The following is a 19,723-nucleotide window of genomic DNA, read 5'->3' as shown; positions in this document are numbered from 1 at the left end:
GATGGTCAAATCCAGGCTTGCTCTTATTAATGCCACAAGTCCCGGTTCATACTGCCGGAACGAGGTGCTCAATCTTCTCACCATCGGTGCTCTCTGCGAAGGGAAGTTCGATTATTCCTTTTTCGAGCTGCAGGACAATACCCTCCCCCAGGACTTTGCTCTATACGATATTTTCATCCTCACTTCCAGAGAAAAGAGAGTGCTGGAGCTGGCCATGAAAATCAGGGCACTGAAGTCAGGGCAATGCAGAATTGTTTTTTTTCATGAGTATTTCGATTATTTCAAGCAATACTTGGATGCCGGATTCGACTATATCATTTACAAAAATCGTTTTCAGAGTCTGCTGGACTGCCTGGAAAGCGACAAATACAGGCATGGACTGCTTTCATCCCAGTTGAAATATCTGGGAACTTTATCTGAATTTCCATACATTAAATACCCGGGACAGACTCTTTACCAGGAACCTGCTCTCAAAGACGTTGAGAATCCCGAAGGGCCGAAAACTGCGCTGACTTTTTATTCCCGTGGCTGTCCACATGAATGCACATTCTGTATCAATCCTTTTTTTTACGAAGGTACGGTAGATTTCCGCAATCCTGAAATGCTGATCAGTGAATTCAAATACTTCAGGACAATCGGAATCGACTGCTTTTCCTTTGAAGATGCAGACCTGCTGACAGATTTCAGGGAGTTGCAGAAACTGGCAGCATTGATTGAGAAAAATGGCCTGGAAATCAGATTCCGCTCTCATGCGCGAGCCGACAACATATCGGATCATGTGGCAGACCTGCTGCGCCGGATGGGGTGCAGGCGGCTGGACATCGGACTGGAAAGCGGGTCTGTTTCAATGCTTGCGAGGATCAGGAAAAACATTACTCCCGAGCAGGTATTGCGGGCAGTGGAGATCTGCCACTGCCACGGCATTGAACCCTTCGTGCTGGCGATTGCCGGGTTGCCAGGCGAGACAATGGAAGATTTATCAAAGACCGGGGAATTTCTCTCTCATCTCAGGCAAAATAATGTACGCTATGGATTAAGTTTCTACCGTCCAATGCCTGGATCAGAGCTTTTCAGTCAGACCGGGCAGCTGGAAGAAACTGATTTCGGGAGGCAGAATCCTGCTGTGATTTCCTATCTGCCCAAGGACCTGACTAGAGAAGCCCTGAGTGAATTTTACTTTCTGCATACAGGTATCAGACCGGAAACCGGAGCAGCGATCCCAAGAGGAAAATACCACCTTCAAGCTGGCGGGACTCTGGCAATCGAGATCAGAGATTACAGTTCCGGAAAATTCGAGCCGATTCCTCTGAATTACTGGTCTGGCGATCAGTGGTGCCGGACCGGCTGGGCGCATCTGGTCGGAAGATTCAAGGGCAGGATTGAGTACATTTTTTCCGCTGCAGCCTCTTCCCGCAAACTCTGTATCAGATTCAGAGCCAGCACGCAATCCGGGAATGCCGGGACAATGAAAGTATCTCTGAACGGAACTGAAAAGGAAGCCAGGCTGCCCAGCAAGTCTCAGCAGGGCGGTGAAATATCGGTGTTTTTCACCAGTCCCTGCCTGGACCGGGAGTGCCGCCTCTCATTCATCTGCGATGACGGCAATGGCCTGTCATTGTTCGGGGAGAGCCTGGACAAAAATGAGAAAAATTACTGGATAGAGGTTCTGGACCTGGGATAGACTCTTGCAAATAACAGACAGAATGACTTAGAATCCGGGATATGATCCGACTCTTTCTGGAACCTGTTTTATCCGGAAGCGATGTAATTGAGTTCAGCGAGGAATTCCACCATCTGAAGAATGTGCTGCGAGTCCAGCCGCAGGACAGGATCGAGATCATCGACAATGCCGGAAATTATTATCTTGCATCAGTGATGGAATTCGACCCAAGCCTGAAAATTGTGCGCTGCATTTTAATCAAGAGATCAAAAATTACAGACCAATCCGGTGTTACAATGGGAATTTCTCTCGTGAAGCGGGACTTTGAGTCTGTAATCGATAATCTTACCCAGTTGAATGTGGACCGGATCATCCCTTTTATTTCGGAGCGGACGATCATCCGCCCAGTCGCTGGGAAAAATCAAAAGCTCAGGGAACGCTGGCTCGGAATCGCGAAGGAAGCTGCGAAACAGTGCAGAGGAAAAAAGATCCCATCAATCTCCGAACCGATCCTGTTCACGGAACTGGTGAAATCGGCTGCAGACCAGAAACTGATTTTTTCGCTGGAAGCGAATTCCAGATGCTTAGCTGAAATGGAGATAAGGCATTCGGAAATTCTAGCGCTTGTGGGTCCTGAAGGAGATTTTACATGTGGAGAAATGGAACTGGCAGGAGCGAACGGTTTTATTCCGGTCAGGCTCTCAGGCAACATCCTGCGCACTTCCAACGCGGCCACTGTGATCGCTGCGCTTCTCCTCCAGCGGAAAGGCTCGCTCAGATGAAATTCCACCTGCATGCGTTCGGCTGCAAAGTCAACCAGTACGAGGGTGAACTGATCCGCGAAGAACTGAGCAGGCTTGGGTATCAGTCAACCGGATTCAGCGAAGCCGAGCTTCTGATCGTCAAATCCTGCGTCGTGACCTCCGAGTCCGAATGCAAAGTGGCGAGGCTTGTGAAATCCGCCCGGAACAGCGGCAAATCAGTCTGGCTCGTGGGATGCATTTCGGAAAATCTCAGGGCAAGGCTTTCCAATTACAGCGTGGAATATTTTGAGACTGCCGCTTTCAGAGACAAATTCGGAATCACTGCCAGCCGGATTTCAGGATTCGCATCCCATACCCGTGCTTTCGTCAAAATCCAGGATGGCTGCGATAGTTTCTGTGCCTATTGCATAGTACCAAAGCTCAGGCCTGCCCTGGAGAGTAAAGTAATGACTGAAGCAGTTTCAGAGGTCGAAAATCTGGTAAAAAACGGATTCCGTGAAATCGTGTTGACAGGAGTGCATCTGGGAAAATACGGATTCGATCTGGGGGAACCCCGATACCTTCCCGAACTGATCGACAGAATCTCAGGGATCGAAGACCTGCTGAGGCTGAGGCTTGGCTCGCTGCACCCCCAGGAGATAACTCCGGCATTGATCAAGGCGTTTTACGATCATAAGCTGATGCCTCATCTGCACATTTCCATGCAGTCAGGATCGGATCGAGTGTTGAAGCTGATGAACAGACGCTATACGGCTGCCGACATTCTGCGTGTTGTATCCGAATTGCAGAATGTTCCCGGCATGGAGATCACCGGAGACGTGATCGTCGGCTTTCCGGGAGAGACAGACAGGGACTTCAAGGAAACCATGGCAGTAGTTGAGGCGGGGGAATTCGCCTATCTGCATGTTTTCCCGTTTTCATTCCGCGAAGGGACTAAAGCCATGGATCTGAAGGAATCGGCTCTGTCCAGGCAGGTGATGGGGGAGCGGATCAGGCTGATCACCAGCTTGCGGGACACCCTGTTTGAATCGAGGAGGAGGCGCTATCTGGGCCGGTCCCTTCCGGTACTCGTCGAGGAATCCAAAAAAGGTCTGAACACTGGTTTTTCGGAAAATTATCTGAAAATATGCTTCTCCGGACAGGTCCGCCGCAATACGGTCGCGATGGTCTCTGTCAGTGAATTCAGAATGCCTGTCCTGTATGGCGAAATGAAATGAACTGCAACCGATTGTTGACTGTCATGCTGTTATTTGTTAATCTGTTGCCGACTGGAAAAAGGTAGCATGGCTCTAATGTTCTTCAAGTTTTTTTCGATGAAGAGAGTAAGATTTTCCGACAGTTTCTTCTTTGGAGGGTGAGATGGCTTGTCCTAAATGCGGCGATTACAAGGCAAGGGGGAAGAGATTTTGCGCCAGTTGCGGCAGCAGGGTAGACGGTCTCGAACCAGCCCAGCCTGATGCAGCTGCGAAAGGTGGAGGAGGGACCGGGCAGAAATCCGGAACAACTCCACAGGCACAGAAAGCAACCGAAAAAAGTGCAACTCCTCCTAAGCAGGCTGCCGCTTCCAAAACCGCTGCCCCATTATCTTCAGCAGCTCCCAAAACTCCTGCCAAACCCGGCATCCCCTCCAAGCCGGCCCAGGTTTCCAAGACTGGCACCACGCAGAAACCTGCAGTGAATGATAAAGCATCCCTTCCAGCTGATAAAAAAAGTTTACCGGATGAACTGGTTGATGAAGATCTGCTGGATGGATTAAAGCAGATGTCCCCTGATACAGACGAGCATAAAAAGAAGATTATTCAGAAAGAGCATTTGATTGGCAGTCTCCTGACTGAAATCGAAAAGAAGGATGAACCGAAAATTGAGGCTCCGGCAGGAGGAGCTGTGAGCAAATCAACGCAGAAAAAAAACACCTCAGACATCGGGATCGCTTATAAGAGCGCCATCATCCTGCCAGGAAAAACCAAGGAATATCTGTTTAAAAGCATCGATATCCTGAAAACCGAACCAGCCATTACCCTGATCTGGTCTTTTCTGTTTTTATTCATCGCAACCCTGTTTTTCTCAGTACTCTATCTTTCAGTCCACCTGATGTTCCCCCCGGCAGTGCTGTATTTCTCCACACTGCTGATGGCTCTGATCATCACTCCGGTCATGAGCGCCGGTTTTTATCAGTTCTGCCATCATGTCTCCCAGTTCAAGGATGCGGGATATCAGGACCTGCAGATGGGGCAGATTTACGGAAAGCCCCTGGTGCTGCTGGGTGTCGTCACTGGCATTCAGATCAGCGTAGGTACTATTCTGCTGGTGATTCCCGGGATAGTGCTTTTTGTGCATTACATTTTCACCACTCTGCTGGTGATTGACCGCAAACTCGAATATCAGGAGGCCACACTTTACAGTATCAAGCTGATCAGCAAAAACAGGGCCGGATTTGTCAAATTCGGGCTGTCGCTGTTTTCAATCAATTTACTTGGGGCTCTTCTTGCCGGGATCGGTTTGCTGGCCACGCTGCCGTTGAGTGCGGGAATGATCTACTTTGCCTATGACGACCTGTTTGGCTGCGAGTCACTGGATTTTGCCGAAGATAATCCGGAAATTCCTAGTGAAGAATGATTTTTTTCCGATTCTCACCCTGAAACTTTGAGGTGAATTCATTTTTCCAGCTTCCCTTGTCCGTGAAAACAACATGATCCAGGTTTTCCAGAAATGACGGTTTCTTAATGCCCTGGCCCTCTCTGACGAATATCAGCACTTTTTCCGGGCCGAGTTTTCCCAGAAAATAACCCAGCTGCACGAACATTTCCTGAAGCAGGGCTTCCGGAATCGGGAGCGAGAGTTTGAAGTCAGGATAGTTGCTTTCCCGGAAAGAGAGCAGAAAGATCGCCATTCTGAGGTCTGGAATAATCTGGTCCAGGTCGTGGAAACGCATTTTCCCCGGCACTGCAAGATGAAGTACGGGTGAAGCCGTCAATTTCTCTAAAAGTTCCTCCAGCTGTCCCCGCATTTCTTCGTCGTGGAACTGCCAGATGAAGAATTCATCCGCTTTAACCGAAAAATGTTCTGAGATTTCCCCTGAATTTTCGAAGAAAAAATTGAGTCTGCTCTCTTCGATTATATCTTTGAAGAAAGAAATAATCTTATCTCTGCCGGATGTCCAGGAAGTGCTGAGTTCCTGCGAGGAGGCGCCGATCGAAAGCGGGGAGAAATTGATGCTTTTCAATTTGTTCAGAAAGCGGGAATTATCGGGAGTTCGATCGAAAATTGATTCAGCTTCGTGCACGATCGTGTCCAGAGATTTATAATCCCGGATCTGGAGGTTTCCGGCTTTCTCGATCAGTACCTGCAGTTTATCTGTATCAATCATGGTTCCACCTGGGATGATTTTTAAACCCATCGACATTAGGAGAAGGAAGATATAGGTGTGAAAGCCTTTTTCCGGATTGAAATTTGAGTTTTAATGAAAGTTTAACAGTTGAAAAAAGACATCCATTATCATATCATCCTGAATATTTCTTCTGAGGTAATCCATGAATCGAATATTGAAAATGATGTTTCAGAATCCCAGGCTGCTGATTCGCAGGATCACGACCAGAACCGGTATGTGCTTCAGAACCCCCCCCGTCTCAGGAAGGCATTTAGGCCGTGTGAATGGAATTGCGTTTGAGTTTGATTTCGGGCTCAGGGACGGTATGATCGCGGAAATGTATCATGGCAGATATGAAATCGACATTCTGGTGGAATTGAAGCGGTTCCTGACCAGAGGACAGACTTTTGTGGACATCGGCGCCAACATCGGCTACATTTCCGCTTATGCCGCAGGTCTGGTGGGGAGCCACGGCTCTGTCCACGCATTCGAACCTGTACCGAAGTATTTCAACCGCCTGCAGAGACTGAAGGAATTGAATCCCAGTCCTGCATTTCAGCTCAATAATTTCGCGCTCGGCGACACCACTGGCAGGCAGACCATTTACGTGGCTAAGGGAAATATCGGTGCCAACAGCTTTGTTCCCGGTAAGGACGAGCTTGAATCCGAGGAAGTGGTGATGATCGACACCTTTGATAATTATGTAGCGGATCATCCTCTGCATGATGTGGGCATGATCAAGATCGACTGCGAAGGGTATGAATACAAGGTCCTGCTTGGAATGCAGAACTTCCTGTCATCCCTCACACGGAAACCGGTCATTCTGATCGAACTTTCCCCGCAGATTTACAAAATGCTCGGGCACAGCGCATATGATCTGATCCGGCTGATGCGGGCTCAGGGGTACAGAGTGTTTGACCTCAAAACAAACCGGATCCTTAAGAAAGAACTGATCGAACGGGCTCTGGAAATTAACGATGTGCTCAACTGCAGCTTCAGACCAATGCGAAGGGATTTATGAAATTTACCGGAATCGGCTTGGAAGGAGCACACCTGATCGAACCGGAACCGATCAGCGACAACCGGGGCTGGTTTGCCAGGGTTTTCTGCAGGAATGAATTCAAAGAGATCGGTTTCCAGAAGGAGATAGTTCAGATGAACCATACCTATACAAAAATGGCATCCGCTATCCGCGGCCTGCATTATCAGATCCCTCCCAGCAGCGAAATGAAGCTGGTCAGGTGCATCAGGGGAGCTGTTTACGATGTAATCGTCGATCTGCGGGCCGGATCCGACACCTTTCTGCACTTTGCAGGGGTAGAACTTTCTGCGGAGAACAGACTCATGCTGATTGTGCCTGAATATTTTGCTCACGGGTTTCAGACATTGACTGACGATTGCGAAATGTTGTATTGCCACACTGGTTTCTATTCCAGGGAGCATGAACGGGGTCTGCGCTTTGATGACCCGATTCTTGGCATCAGATGGCCCTTGGAAATCAGTGAGATTTCTGAGCGGGACAGGAATTTCGAGCTGCTCAAGCCTGATTACAGAGGGATAAAATGAACTGCCGCTACTGCAAAAAACCGTTGAATCACGTGCTGATCGACCTGGGAAATTCCCCGCCCTCCAATTCATTCCTTACCGAACTGCAGCTCAACGAACCTGAGACTTTTTACCCGCTGAAAATATTTGTTTGCGATAGCTGTTTTCTGGTACAGATCGATGAATTCAAGCGGCATGATGAGATTTTTTCCGCTGATTACGCATATTTTTCCTCTTATTCCCAGAGCTGGCTTATGCACTGCAGGAATTTTGCCGGCCTGATCAGGCGGCGCCTGTCCCTGGGACCCCAGTCGCTCGTTCTGGAAATCGCCTCCAATGACGGATATCTGCTGCAGTATTTCAAGGAAGACGGAATCCCGGTCCTGGGAATCGAGCCAGCCCGTAACACCGCCTTTGAAGCCATTCAGAAAGGGATACAGACCAGGGTGGAGTTTTTCACTGAAAAAGCTGCCTTCGAACTCTGCCGGGAAGGCCTGCAGGCCGACCTGCTGGTCGGCAACAATGTGCTGGCCCATGTGCCTGACATCAATGATTTTGTCTCAGGCATGAAACTTGTGCTTAAACCAGGAGGCACCATCACGATGGAATTCCCACATCTGATGAAACTGATCTCAGGGAACCAGTTCGATACAATCTATCATGAGCATTTTTCCTATCTCTCCCTGACCACAGTCAGCCGGATTTTCAGCTCCCACGGTTTGACGATTTTCGATGTGGACGAACTTCCCACCCACGGCGGCTCGCTGAGGATCTATGCCGCACATTCCGGGAACTGCCAGTTATCGAGCAGATACAATGACTTACTGAACAGGGAGGAAAAAGAGGGGATGTCGGATCCGGATTATTATCGAGGATTTCAAGCCCAGGCGGACTCTGTAAAAAATGAACTTTTATCGTTCCTGATCGATGCGAAAAAAAGCAGGAAGACGGTTGCTGCATACGGCGCTGCCGCCAAAGGGAACACACTGCTCAACTACTGCGGAATCAAACGGGATCTGATCTCTTATGTGGTGGATAAATCACCCCACAAAATCGGGAAGTTCCTGCCTGGAAGCCATATCCCTGTCATGTCTGAGGATGAAATCCGGAAAACAAAACCGGATCTGATCCTGATCCTGCCCTGGAATCTGTCTGATGAGATCATGTCTCAACTTGGATATATCGGGGAGTGGGAAGGAAAATTCGTGAAGCCGATCCCGAAACTGGAAGTATTGTAAGACGGAGGAGAGCCCATGAAGAAAATATTAGTGACAGGCGCAGCCGGTTTCATGGGAAATCATCTGATCACGGAGTTGTTGAGATTGGGGCATGTGGTGGTGGCTACGGACTGCGACCAGGCTCGCGCCGCCAAATCCGACTGGTGGGGCTGGGTCAGATATATCCAGTATCAGATCGTTGGAGAAGACGAGCGGGATCTTTTCAGATATTTCGGAAATCCAGATCTGGTGATTCACCTGGCCTGGCAAGGGTTGCCCAATTACAAAGAGCTTTTCCATTTTGAACGGAACCTTCCCCAGAGCTATTTTTTCCTGAAGAATCTTGTCGAGCACGGTCTTGAGAATGTTACGGCATTGGGGACCTGCCTGGAATACGGAATGCAGGAAGGATGCCTCTCTGAAAAGATGGATGTCAGGCCGGTCCTGCCATATGCACTGGCCAAGGATACTCTGCGCAGGTTCCTGGAGGAATTCGCAGTGAAAAAACCTTTTGCCCTGAAGTGGCTGCGTCCTTTTTACCTGCATGGCAAGGGGCAAAGTGAAAAATCGCTGTTTTCTCAACTCGATCTTGCATTGTCCAAAGGGGAAAAATCGTTTCCCATGTCCGGCGGGGAGCAGGTGCGGGACTATCTGCCCGTGGAACTGGCCGTCTGCTACATCGCCAGGGTGGCCCTCCAGGAGCTGGAATCCGGCATATTCAACATCTGCAGCGGCAAACCAGTGACTGTGCGTCAGATGGTGCTGGATTATCTTTCAAGGACCGGGAAGAGCATCGAGCTTGATCTGGGAGTGTATCCGTATCCTGACTATGAACCTTTGAAATTCTGGGGTGATAATTCAAAGCTGAAAAATTATTAGTGGTCACTCACTGGGAGTCAGTTTTTTAAATCAATTTTACCGGTTACGCCTCTGAATCCGTCCAGTACGCCCCGGAGCATTCCCTGCTTGACTTCCTTTGAGATTCTGTAAAAGAAGACTCTGATCATCATTTTTGCCGCAAAGACCGTGTAAATATAACTTTTTTCCAGGATTCCCAGATTGCGCTTCGCAAAAATGAACTTGTTGCGGATGCCGTAATAGGAAGAAAATTTTGTCGGCCCCTGATGATAGTTTTCGGCTGTGCCTCCTTTATGCCAGAGCCTGGCGTCAGTGTTCAGGATCAGGCCGAACCCGGCATTTCTGAGCCTGTAGTACAATTCCAGATCTTCCCAGAAATGATAATAAACAGGGGTTGGCCCGACTACGGAAAAGGATTTTTTCTGGAAGAACATGCTGCATCCTGTCAGAACGCTGACCAGGTATTCGTTGGGGAAAGACATTTCCGCCTTTCTTTTCAAGTCTGACAGATCAGTATAAAGCTGCCAGTCCGCAAATGTGAATTCTCCACCGACAGACATGATCCGCTCCGGGTATTCATACCAGTAAGCAATGGAGCCGATTACTCCGAAATCCGGGTTTCTGACCGCAGTTTCAACCAGTTTTCCCAGATAATCAGCTTCGATCACTACATCATTATTCAAAACCAGCAGATAATCGCCGTCGTTCTTTTTCAGGAAAAAGTCGAGCCCGGTCTTGAATCCGGCTGACCAGCCCTGGTTGATTTCATTTCTGATCAGCACAACCCGCTGCCCGCTGTCCTGCTGCCCCCGGCATTCTATAAAATCCAGCGGCTTTTCCGAGAGAGGGAAAATTTTATCTTTGTGAGGTGAGGAAGAAAGAAATCCGCAATCCAGGTGCCCTTTGAAGTACTCGAGGATTTTTTCATAGGAACCGTCGGTCGAGCCGTTTTCGACCAGGATTATCTGGTAATTCCGGTAAGACTGCTTCAGCGCTGATTCCAGGCATTCAACAGTATCCGGCAGGCCATTCCAGTTCAAGACAAGGATATAAGCTTTTTTCAGATCAGTCCTTTCTTAGGATAAAGGCTGCCAGATCACCTTTCTTTTCCAGATTCAGGCTTTCCGCCTGTATCCTGAAATCGAGAATCTGGGTCCTGGAGAAAATAGATTTGGCTGGATTTTCACTGTAAGAGTTTTCCGCTCGCAGCGGGATGTTTTTTTCATACTGCTCTATCCCCAGAGAGAAAAATCACTGGAGTCATAATTGATTTCCCTGATCCTGAAACCGGCTTTCCCTGAAATCAGTGCCAGGCTTTTTGCAGTATGCAGGAAGAGATGCCTGGGAGCATCCAGGTTGACCCAGTTTTTCCCATACCTTTGATAACAGTAAGAATCTGCCACAGGAATCCGGACAAGACAGGCTCCGCCGCTTTTCAAAAGTCGCTGGCACGCTGTGAGAGTCGCGAGCTGGTCCGGGATATGCTCGAGGGAGTGATGAAGCATCACAAGATCAAACTGGTCCTGCAGATCATGGACTGTTTTTTTGAGGATTCTGAGGCCGCTTTTATATCGGATGTCGGATTTCAAATAAGGGTCAATTCCAAGCAGGTTTTTGAATCCGATGGCAGAAAGCCTTGAAAGATAAGCGCCTGTCCCGCATCCCACGTCCAGGATCGATGAATCGACAGTGATTCCGGTCCTGAACAGAAGCTGCAGATCCTGGCTTTTAAAGATTGCAAACAGGGGGGACCTCAAAACCGGGGTACTTCTGCAGATCAATGATTCCCGAAAAAATTTCAGGTTGTTCCTGATAGATCTGCAGAAACTCCTGAAACCGGGTTCTTCATTCCCGGCTATCCGGTTATAGCTGTAATAATTATCTGGATAATATCTGGACAGGTCGTCAGGCACTGCCGCAATCTGGACACAGCCGCATGATCCGCACTCGAAATAATCGAATTCCTCGGGAAAGCCAAACATCATCTCTTTTACTCTGAAGAGCCGGTTCCGGGAAAAACCGCAGATCGCGCAAATCATGAGAAAATTATATGCGTGTCTCAGGCTTGAATCAAGCAACAGCCTCATAAATATCGGCAGGCTGCTGTTGACTTTGCTTTTGGGAGCCCATATATTGAGACAATACATAGCTGAAAAATATTTGGAGACAGCATGCTCTCCGTGGTGATGCTCACGAAAAATTGCGAAGAAACGGTCAAGAAGGCTGTATTCTCAGCCTATGAAATCGCCGATGAGTTTGTGATTGTAGACGATTTCAGTTCAGACGGTACGCTCAATCAGCTGGACGATCTTCCCAAGGCTAAAACCTTTCGCAGAAAAATGGTCGATTTCTCGGAACAGAGGAATTTCGGCATTGATCAATGTTCAGGAGACTGGATCCTGATGCTGGATTCCGATGAATATCTGTCCGAAAAACTGGTGAAAAGCATCAGGAGCACTCTGGACAGGCCTGAACATGAGGCTTATGATTTCAAACGGAAGCATCTGTTCCTGGGCGAGATAATTCTATATTGCGATTACAACACTTACACTTCAATGCCCCGCCTGTTCAGGCGAGGCAGCGGCCGTTTCCACAAACCAGTGCATGAATCTCTTGATTATGCCGGATCAGTAGGGCGGTTATCCGGCTGGTGCTATCATGATAATGCGCGTGACCTCTACCAGTTTACGCTAAAAACAATCCGGTATGCGGCGATTGAGGGTGAGAAGCTCAGCCAGGATGGATTTTCCAGGAGAATCACCCCTTTCTTTGTGATCCATAGAATGTTGAAATCATTTGCCAAGCGCTATTTTCAGAAGTTTGGATACAGGGACGGGATCCGCGGTTTTTACCTCTGCCTGCTGGAATCTTTCCATACCGGGCTGATTTACGCTTTCTACCTGGACAAGTCCCGAAAAGAGGGTGGGACATGAAGATCGCAGTGCTGTCCAACCTCGTGGATATCCGCGAAATCAGGATTTTTGCGGAAGCTTTTAAAAAGCATGAATTTTTTTGGATCACAGACAAATATTATTTCGAAGGCAGGGAAGGAAATCTCTGTTGCGTAAACTGCTGTTACCCGAATCAGGAGAGGAAAAACAGGAACTTTTTCCGCAAGGCTCTGTATGAAGTCTGGAAGCTGGCTACGCCGATCAGACCTGAATTTTTTATCGGGAGGTCGGCCGAATATCCCTGCTTTGACGACGGCTTTCTCGCTGAGATGGACCTTTGCATCCCACTGGGCGACCTTGAAGCTTATTGCGTGCTGAAGCTCAGGAAAGAGCATCACTACAGATATAAGACTATCTTCCGCGACGCTGAGACCATTCCCTTCCTTTATCAGGGCAAGTCTGACATGCGCCATGTCTGGAAAGCCATCAACAGGGAGACTAATCTTTTCCTGCCCTGGACAAACAGGATCAGAAACAAGGAAATCATCGAAGGAGTTGATCCTGGTCGGTCGGTTGTGCTGTATGACGGCATTTATACTGATAATTTCCGGAAAAAGCCCAAGGACATGAACCTGGTCGGAGAGCTTGGACTTTCCGGAGAAACTGTTTTGATGACAGTGGGAAAGATTGAAGAGAATAAAGGTCTGGATTTCCTGCTCGAAGCTGACGGGATCATGAAAAAGAAAGGTTTCAGCTTTGTCCATTACTATCTGGGAAACGGCAAGCTGTTTGACAGTTATCTCGAACAGGCCCGGAAAATGGGACTTGATAAATGTTCCAGGTTCACCGGTTTCATACCCAACAAGGATTTGTGCAGATACCTGAATCTGGCAGATGTGTTTATCCACGGCAGCATTTCCTTGAAAAGCTGGGAAGAGCAGTTCGGGATCGCACTGGTGGAAGCCATGAGCTGTGAGCTTCCGATCGTCACTACTTACTGCGGCTCGATCCCGGAAGTGGTCGGGGACGCAGCGGTGCTTGTGCATGAGCGCAGTGCCGCGGAAATCTGCGGTGCGGTGCTGAATCTGGTCGCCCATCCCGGATCTGCCGCCAGGCTCGGAAAAATGGCCCGCGAGCGTGCAGTGCGCCTCTTCGACACCAGCGTGATTTCCGCGAGATTTTTAGAGATAATTGAGAATCTCTGCCGGGAGTAGGGAACAGTCGCGACCGTTCCCTACGAAAGCAGTTCATCCACAGCCTTCAGCACACTCTCTACCCTGATATTCTTTACGCAGGCACAATTGCCGCATTCTCTGCAGAGCAGATTGCAGTCAACTGATTCAAGAAGATTACGGGATTTTTTGCTCCAGGCCAGAAAAGCCTTGCCTGTTCTTGCGCCTCCACCGATGGAGATGACAGGCAGATCGAAAAATGAGGCGATGTGCACCAGGCCTGTGTCGTTGGAGATCAGCAGGTCGCATTTTTTCAGGAGGGCTGTGTTGAGAAGAATCGGGAAATCGTTTCCGATGGCATACAGATCAGCAGGGAATCTGCTTTTAAAAACCGAAAATTTATCGGCCTCTCCCGGACCGCCGAAAAAGATCAGAGAAGCCTTTTTTTCCTTCTTGAGATTTTCAGCAAGAGCGAGAAAATTCTCCAGCGGCCAGTTTTTGGCTTCGCCTGAAGATCCGGTGTTGATGCCGATCAGAGGCTTATTCAGTCCGGAAATCAGGATAGCGGCACTTTTTTCGATTTCTCCAAGGGACACTACCGGTTTTTTCCGCTCGTATTTCAAGCCCAGGCAGTCCAGAAAATAGAAAAAACAGTCCAGTCCATGGACTTCCCCTGCCTGGAATTTCCTGAAAAAGATCGGGTCGGCCTTAAGGTCCGGGACCGGGTGGGTCAGGAAATATTTGAGAAAAGAGTATTCATATCCGCCGACACGGATTTCAGCTCCGGACAGATACAGCATCAGGACATAGCGCTTGCCTGGATGAAGGGTGAATCCGATCTCATAATTCTGCCGGCGCAACCTTCTGAGGAGCCTGAACTGGGCTGAAAAGGAACTGTGCTTTCCTTTGCGGTCATAAATATAGACATGGCTGAACAGGTCGACAGTCCTGATAAACGGCAGAAATCTGGCGTCAGAGCGCACCAGGATGTCGAATTTCGTGTTGTATTGCTGATGCAGGGTTTCGAACATCGGCAGGGACAGGAAAAAATCTCCGATTCCTGCGTAGGCCGCGATCACCAGGATTTTCTTGTTTCCCATGACACGAATTGTATCTCAGAAACAAGATTTTATCCACTCTCTGAATTGATGAAATTGCAGGATTTATGATAAAATCTGGATTGAGCGACAAATAACCTGCGGGTGAATGCAGGAGATATATCATTCTCACTTGTCTGGGAGGACTGATGGATTTTTTCCGCGACAGGAAAGTACTGATCACCGGCAACACCGGGTTCAAGGGTTCCTGGCTTACAGCCTGGCTGGTCCGGGCTGGTGCAAAAGTATATGGAGTATCTAAAGATGTGCCCAGTTCTCCCTCAATGTTCGAGACACTGAACCTGGAGCGCCGGATCATCCATTATGTTGCAGATATCAGGGATCTGAGAATCCTCAGGAAAATCATCTCCGACATCCAGCCGGAATTCGTCTTCCATCTGGCGGCGCAGGCCATTGTTTCCAAAGGGTATGCCGATCCGATTGAAACTTTCTCCTCAAACATCATGGGAACCGCCAATCTGCTGGAATCCTTGAGAGAACTGGCTTATCCCTGCGCTGCAGTAATCGTCTCCAGCGATAAATGCTATGAAAACAAGGACTGGGACTTTGGCTATCGGGAAAACGACAGGCTCGGGGGAAGAGATGTTTACAGCGCTTCCAAAGGGGCCGCTGAAATCGTGTTTTCATCATATTCCCGTTCTTTTTTCGGGAATCTGCCTGTCAAGATAGCTTCGGTCAGAGCCGGAAACGTGATCGGAGGCGGCGACTGGGCCCCTGACAGGCTTGTGCCGGACTGTGTCAGAGCCTGGAGCAAGGGGGAACCCGTGCTGATCCGCAATCCCCAGTCAGTCAGGCCCTGGCAGCATGTGCTTGAGCCGCTGCGAGGGTACCTGCTGCTTGCTGAGGCTTTGTTTACAGGAAAAGTTCCAAGCGGCGAAAGTTTCAACTTCGGTCCTCAGGCATCCGGGAACCTCATCGTGGAAACACTTGTGAGAAAAATGAGTGAGATCTGGGGCTTTGACAAGCCGGAAAACGCTTATCGCGCTTCTGGCGGTTCGTTTCAGGAAGCGAATATTCTAAGGCTGAATTGCGACAAGGCCTTTTTCCGGCTCGGCTGGCATCCATTGCTCTTGCAGGAACGGATGATCAGCAATACTTGCGACTGGTATAAGGCGTTTTATCTGAAAAAAACCGATCTTGCGGCTCTCACTGACGCACAGATCGATGATTATCAGACTTTACAGGGAATTAAGTAGTTTGAAAATCGGCTTCTATTCTGAACTTCTGGAAGGGCTGGAATTCCGGACTGGGGGTGCCGAGACCCAGATCTATAAAACTGCTCAGCACTTGAGGAAACTTGGCTGTGAGGTGCGGTACCTCAACCATCCGGCTGAATCCAAAGAATGCGACCTGATACACCTTTTCCGATTTTCGGATGAGGTAATCTCTTTTTTTAACGCACTTCCGGCGAATCGGCCTCCAGTCGTCCTTTCCACTGTTTTCTGGTACCAGGAGATTCCGCTGCGGCACCTTGCCCAGGATTTGATCGATTTCCTTTCGCTCGGTTTTAAAAGAGCTTTCCGCAGGTTCAGGGGAGGCAGCACCAGCCTGAAAAACTACCAGGCGATCAGAGACGTCCTCTCCCGGGTGGATCTGCTGCTGCCGAATTCCAGAGCGGAAATCTCCAATCTCGAGCGGTTTTTCGGGAAAACCGCTGAAGCTGTGGTGATCCCGAACGCCGTCGACTCGGATCTGGTTGAGACCACAGGAGATGAATCCCCTCCAGGGATTGACTTCGAGGATTTCGTTCTCTCTGTCGGCAGGATCGATGACCGCAAGAACAGGTTGAATCTGGTCCGGGCCGCCAACCTTCTCGACCTGCCGCTAGTGATCATCGGCTCTGTTTCAGGGAAAAAGCGTTACCGGAAGCTTTATGCGAAAATCATGCTTGAGAAGGGCCGGAACGCTGAAATATTATCGGCGATGCCGCAGCGGGAACTTTGCAAGTTTTATCGCAGGGCCAGGGTACATGCCCTGCCCAGCTGGTTCGAAACTCCAGGACTCGCCTCGCTGGAGGCAGCCCTGTTCGGCTGCAGGCTCGTGGTGACCGAAGGTGGGTGCACCAGGGAATATTTCGGGGATCAAGCCTTTTACTGCGATCCGGGAAATGTCGACAGCATTGCGGAGGCTTTAAGAGGGGCCTGGAAAGCCCAGCCTAACAGCCGTCTGAAAGAGAGAGTCAGCAAAGAATTCACCTGGGAGAAAACAGCCAGGAAAACTCTTTCAGCCTATGAAAAAGTTCTGGGAATCGGAAGCTGAGGGCTTTTGAGATGAAAAAAGCTTTCTTTTTTGACCGTGACGGGACCTTGATAGTTGAACGGAACTACCTGCACGATCCGGCTGCAGTTGCATTGTTACCCGGTGTTCCGGAAGTCCTGAAAAAACTGAAAGAAATGGGATTTCTCCTGCTCGTTGTGACAAACCAGGCCGGGATCGCCAAAGGGATGTACAACCTGGCCGCTGCCCAGGCCGTAAACGAAGAACTGAATCGGAAATCAGGCGGACTGATCGACGATTTTCTGATCTGCCCGCATCATCCGGATTACAGCGGACCCTGCAGCTGCCGGAAGCCTGAACCTGGTATGATCTTTGAGGCCCGGGACAGATACGTACTGGACCTTGAATCATCATTCCTCGTGGGCGACAAGCACTCTGACGTCCTTTGCGGACTCAACGCCGGGTTGAAGAAGAGCTTTCTGGTGCTGACAGGTTACGGGGAGAGTGAGCAGGGCAAGGTGGCTGGACTGGACTGCTGCGTAGTGGAATCGCTTGAGAATCTGCTTGACTGGATCTGAACAGAGATTTATGGTGCAATGCAAAGTGATCTTTCCCACGAAAAGTTGACAATTTGTTAATGCTGAATAAATAATGAAGGATAAGTTGATTTTCGCTGATCAGGAGAAAAAATGCACGAAGAACTGATACTGAACTCTGTCTATCTTTCCACTGTGATGGTCTGCGGGGTTGCGCTTTTCCTCTCGCTCGGGAAGTCTGAACCAGAACGCTGGACCGAACTTGTCTCATATTACAACAATCTCTTTTTCGGGCTGGGACTCGCGATTTTCATCGGATCCCTGTTTGTGCTGGATTTTTCCCTGCAGACCATTCTGATCCTGATTTCCAGCGGGATGATACTCTTCATGTTTTATTCAAACGGGTTCGTTTATCTTGCAGAGCGCTATTTCGGAAGGACGGATTTCAGATTGTATTCCTGCTATTTCGTTTTTCAGGTATTACTCATCCTGTATTTTGAAATGATGCGCGGTACCTATACTCTGCCTGCACTGAAGCAGTATTTTTTCGGATGAATCAAGTGAATAAAATCATCTACACCTGCCAGAGCTGCGGTTTTCAGAGCCCAAAGTGGCTGGGCAAATGTCCGGACTGCGGCAAGTGGAATTCTCTTACCGAAGAGAAGACCGAAAATCACAAAACTGCCGGGCATCAATCCGCTGCAGTGCTGTCACTTGAAAAAATCGAAAGCATCAGCCATCAGCGGATTTCTACCGGCTGCGGAGAATTCGACCGCGTCCTTGGCGGAGGGATAGTACCTGCATCAGTGATACTGGTTGGGGGTGAGCCGGGCATCGGCAAGTCCACTCTGCTTCTGCAGATGTCTGCATTGCTTTCTGCTAAAGCCAAGGTGATGTACGTCCTGGGCGAAGAATCGCCGCAGCAGCTGAAAATGAGGGCTGAGCGCCTGGGAATTTCCGGGGCCGGCAGCCTGCTGCTCTTTCCTGAAACCACGGTGGAATTCATACTGGATGCCATTAAAAACAACTCGCCGGCCGTAGTGGTGATTGATTCCATCCAGACCATGAATACCGCTTCCTGCGAATCCGCTCCAGGGACTGTCTCTCAAATCAGGGAATGCACTCAGAAGCTGGTGGCGCATGCCAAGGAATCCGGAACCAGCCTGATCATCGTGGGACATGTCACCAAGGAGGGCACCATTGCAGGCCCGAAGATTCTGGAGCACATGGTGGATACAGTGATCTATTTCGAAGGCGAACGGAAGTTCAATTTCCGGATCCTGCGCACTGTAAAAAACCGTTTCGGCTCCACCAATGAAATCGGGATTTTCCAGATGACCGGGCAGGGACTTTCAGAAGTCTTAAACCCTGCTGAACTGTTCCTGTCTGACAGGTCTGCTTCCAGGGCCGGAATACAGGTGACGACATCAATGGAAGGCACCAGACCGATGCTTTGCGAGATCGAGAGTCTTACTAATTACAGTTCATTCGGTAATGGACGGAGGCTTGCACAGGGTATCGAAGTCACCAGGATTTTTTCCATTATCGCGGTGATCGAAAAGTATCTCGGAATAAAAACAGCGGAATACGACGTATACGTCAATGTCGTGGGCGGGCTTAAAGTTTTTGATCCTGCTTCAGATCTCGCAGTAGCGCTTGCAGTTTATTCGTCTTTCAGGAACAAACCCCCGCGTTGCCTGTTCAGTCTGGGAGAATTGAGCCTGACTTCTGAGATCAGGATAGTACCCTTCATGAATGAACGGATCAGGGAAGGAGCGAAACTCGGCTATCAAAAAATGATCCTCCCCAAAGGCAAGGAAAAAATCACCGAATCCTTTGAAGGTGTGGAAATAATTGAAGTCTGTTCTCTGGAAGAAGCGGTAGAAGCAGGATTTTGAATTCGAGACTTCAGTAAAAAGTTTTCCCGATTTTCGAAAAAACATTTTGCGGATTGTTTAGCATAATTTTTTATGCAATATGTACCGATGAGTATTATATACGATTCTTCAGGCAGAATGTCTGAACAATTCCTGAGTTTGACGGCAATACTTGATACCGTCTCAGATACTCAACTCAGTTCAGAAAAAAAGCTGCCGAAGGCAAGGGGATAAGATGGAACTGCTTTTACTGGTCATGCTCTGCATTTTTCTCCCGCTGATCGTATCTTTCGTCGGGGTGGAACTTTTTTTCAAGGCCATTGATGCCCTGAAACCGGTATTCAAACACATCTGATTGTTGAGTCGGCAAATTTCTTGCAACATCCGAGGGTAAAGACGCGCCATGGCGCGTCTCTACTTCAATGCTCATTCTTTACTTAATTTGACAAAATAAAGCCTGATTAATTATCATTAGCGGGTCTGTCTGAAGGGTAAACCATT

General features: G+C 48.9%; 19 protein-coding genes. 15 read left to right on the top strand and 4 right to left on the bottom strand.

Translation table 11 applies throughout. The features are described 5' to 3' along the window. Position 1: 1 nt before the first annotated feature. The 4 genes from PHW04_01660 to PHW04_01645 all read left to right on the top strand — a co-directional run bounded on the left by PHW04_01660 (position 2) and on the right by PHW04_01645 (position 5,040). Entirely contained in the window at positions 2-1,681 is a 1,680-nt protein-coding gene (locus PHW04_01660; GenBank protein MDD2714579.1) for a radical SAM protein, read from the top strand. A gap of 41 nt (positions 1,682-1,722) precedes the next feature. Continuing rightward, the gene (locus PHW04_01655; protein ID MDD2714578.1) at positions 1,723-2,442 is read left to right on the top strand and encodes an RsmE family RNA methyltransferase; all 720 of its coding nucleotides are present in this window, start codon (positions 1,723-1,725) and stop codon (positions 2,440-2,442) included. After that, positions 2,439-3,641: a MiaB/RimO family radical SAM methylthiotransferase gene (locus PHW04_01650; GenBank protein MDD2714577.1), complete on the top strand. Its 1,203-nt coding sequence runs from the start codon at positions 2,439-2,441 to the stop codon at positions 3,639-3,641. Before PHW04_01655 ends, PHW04_01650 begins: the two co-directional genes overlap by 4 nt. A 142-nt stretch (positions 3,642-3,783) precedes the next feature. Continuing rightward, on the top strand, positions 3,784-5,040 hold the full coding sequence (locus PHW04_01645) for a hypothetical protein (protein ID MDD2714576.1): 1,257 nt from the start codon (positions 3,784-3,786) through the stop codon (positions 5,038-5,040). Here the strand turns inward: PHW04_01645 and PHW04_01640 are convergent. Next, positions 5,027-5,791: a hypothetical protein gene (locus tag PHW04_01640; protein MDD2714575.1), complete on the bottom strand. Its 765-nt coding sequence runs from the start codon at positions 5,789-5,791 to the stop codon at positions 5,027-5,029. The two genes, PHW04_01645 and PHW04_01640, sit on opposite strands and share 14 nt — an antisense overlap. 163 nt (positions 5,792-5,954) lie before the next feature. Between PHW04_01640 and PHW04_01635 the strand changes: the two genes are divergently transcribed. Genes PHW04_01635 through PHW04_01620 form a run of 4 tightly spaced genes read left to right on the top strand, consistent with a single transcriptional unit; the run spans position 5,955 to position 9,432 of the window. After that, on the top strand, positions 5,955-6,812 hold the full coding sequence (locus tag PHW04_01635) for an FkbM family methyltransferase (protein MDD2714574.1): 858 nt from the start codon (positions 5,955-5,957) through the stop codon (positions 6,810-6,812). Then, positions 6,809-7,357, top strand: a complete 549-nt coding sequence (gene rfbC / locus PHW04_01630) for a dTDP-4-dehydrorhamnose 3,5-epimerase (protein ID MDD2714573.1) — start codon at positions 6,809-6,811, stop codon at positions 7,355-7,357. Before PHW04_01635 ends, rfbC begins: the two co-directional genes overlap by 4 nt. Continuing rightward, positions 7,354-8,574, top strand: a complete 1,221-nt coding sequence (locus PHW04_01625) for a class I SAM-dependent methyltransferase (GenBank protein ID MDD2714572.1) — start codon at positions 7,354-7,356, stop codon at positions 8,572-8,574. The genes rfbC and PHW04_01625 overlap by 4 nt, the downstream gene beginning before the upstream one ends. A gap of 15 nt (positions 8,575-8,589) precedes the next feature. Next, positions 8,590-9,432 carry an NAD-dependent epimerase/dehydratase family protein gene (locus PHW04_01620; GenBank protein MDD2714571.1) on the top strand — a complete coding sequence of 281 codons (843 nt, stop codon included), beginning with the start codon at positions 8,590-8,592 and terminating at the stop codon, positions 9,430-9,432. A 17-nt stretch (positions 9,433-9,449) separates the two neighbouring features. Here the strand turns inward: PHW04_01620 and PHW04_01615 are convergent, their stop codons facing one another. Further along, positions 9,450-10,451: a glycosyltransferase family 2 protein gene (locus PHW04_01615; protein MDD2714570.1), complete on the bottom strand. Its 1,002-nt coding sequence runs from the start codon at positions 10,449-10,451 to the stop codon at positions 9,450-9,452. Between the two features lie 192 nt (positions 10,452-10,643). Beyond that, positions 10,644-11,450, bottom strand: coding sequence for a class I SAM-dependent methyltransferase (locus PHW04_01610; GenBank protein ID MDD2714569.1), 807 nt, complete (start codon positions 11,448-11,450; stop codon positions 10,644-10,646). 132 nt (positions 11,451-11,582) lie between these two features. On the opposite strand from PHW04_01610, the gene PHW04_01605 reads away from it, so the two are divergent. Both PHW04_01605 and PHW04_01600 read left to right on the top strand, forming a co-directional pair. Then, positions 11,583-12,344, top strand: a complete 762-nt coding sequence (locus PHW04_01605) for a glycosyltransferase family 2 protein (protein MDD2714568.1) — start codon at positions 11,583-11,585, stop codon at positions 12,342-12,344. After that, positions 12,341-13,516: a glycosyltransferase gene (locus tag PHW04_01600; GenBank protein MDD2714567.1), complete on the top strand. Its 1,176-nt coding sequence runs from the start codon at positions 12,341-12,343 to the stop codon at positions 13,514-13,516. The genes PHW04_01605 and PHW04_01600 overlap by 4 nt, the downstream gene beginning before the upstream one ends. A gap of 20 nt (positions 13,517-13,536) precedes the next feature. Here the strand turns inward: PHW04_01600 and PHW04_01595 are convergent, their stop codons facing one another. Then, positions 13,537-14,574, bottom strand: a complete 1,038-nt coding sequence (locus PHW04_01595; protein ID MDD2714566.1) for a glycosyltransferase family 9 protein — start codon at positions 14,572-14,574, stop codon at positions 13,537-13,539. Between the two features lie 146 nt (positions 14,575-14,720). Here PHW04_01595 and rfbG point away from each other — a divergent pair, with 146 nt between their 5' ends. The 5 genes from rfbG to radA all read left to right on the top strand — a co-directional run bounded on the left by rfbG (position 14,721) and on the right by radA (position 19,243). Then, positions 14,721-15,788 (top strand): CDP-glucose 4,6-dehydratase, encoded by a 1,068-nt coding sequence (rfbG, locus tag PHW04_01590; protein ID MDD2714565.1) that lies wholly within the window; start codon positions 14,721-14,723, stop codon positions 15,786-15,788. Between the two features lies 1 nt (position 15,789). Further along, positions 15,790-16,851, top strand: a complete 1,062-nt coding sequence (locus PHW04_01585) for a glycosyltransferase (GenBank protein ID MDD2714564.1) — start codon at positions 15,790-15,792, stop codon at positions 16,849-16,851. Between the two features lie 11 nt (positions 16,852-16,862). Continuing rightward, entirely contained in the window at positions 16,863-17,387 is a 525-nt protein-coding gene (locus PHW04_01580) for an HAD family hydrolase (GenBank protein ID MDD2714563.1), read from the top strand. A 111-nt stretch (positions 17,388-17,498) separates the two neighbouring features. Next, positions 17,499-17,900 carry a hypothetical protein gene (locus tag PHW04_01575; protein MDD2714562.1) on the top strand — a complete coding sequence of 134 codons (402 nt, stop codon included), beginning with the start codon at positions 17,499-17,501 and terminating at the stop codon, positions 17,898-17,900. A gap of 5 nt (positions 17,901-17,905) precedes the next feature. Further along, positions 17,906-19,243 (top strand): DNA repair protein RadA, encoded by a 1,338-nt coding sequence (gene radA, locus PHW04_01570; GenBank protein ID MDD2714561.1) that lies wholly within the window; start codon positions 17,906-17,908, stop codon positions 19,241-19,243. Positions 19,244-19,723 lie beyond the last annotated feature (480 nt).

The sequence above is a fragment of the Candidatus Wallbacteria bacterium genome (genome assembly GCA_028687545.1).
GTDB lineage: Bacteria > Muiribacteriota > JAQTZZ01 > JAQTZZ01 > JAQTZZ01 > JAQTZZ01.
Note: the sequence above shows the minus strand (reverse complement) of the source record. Positions and strands in the feature narration are given on the sequence as shown.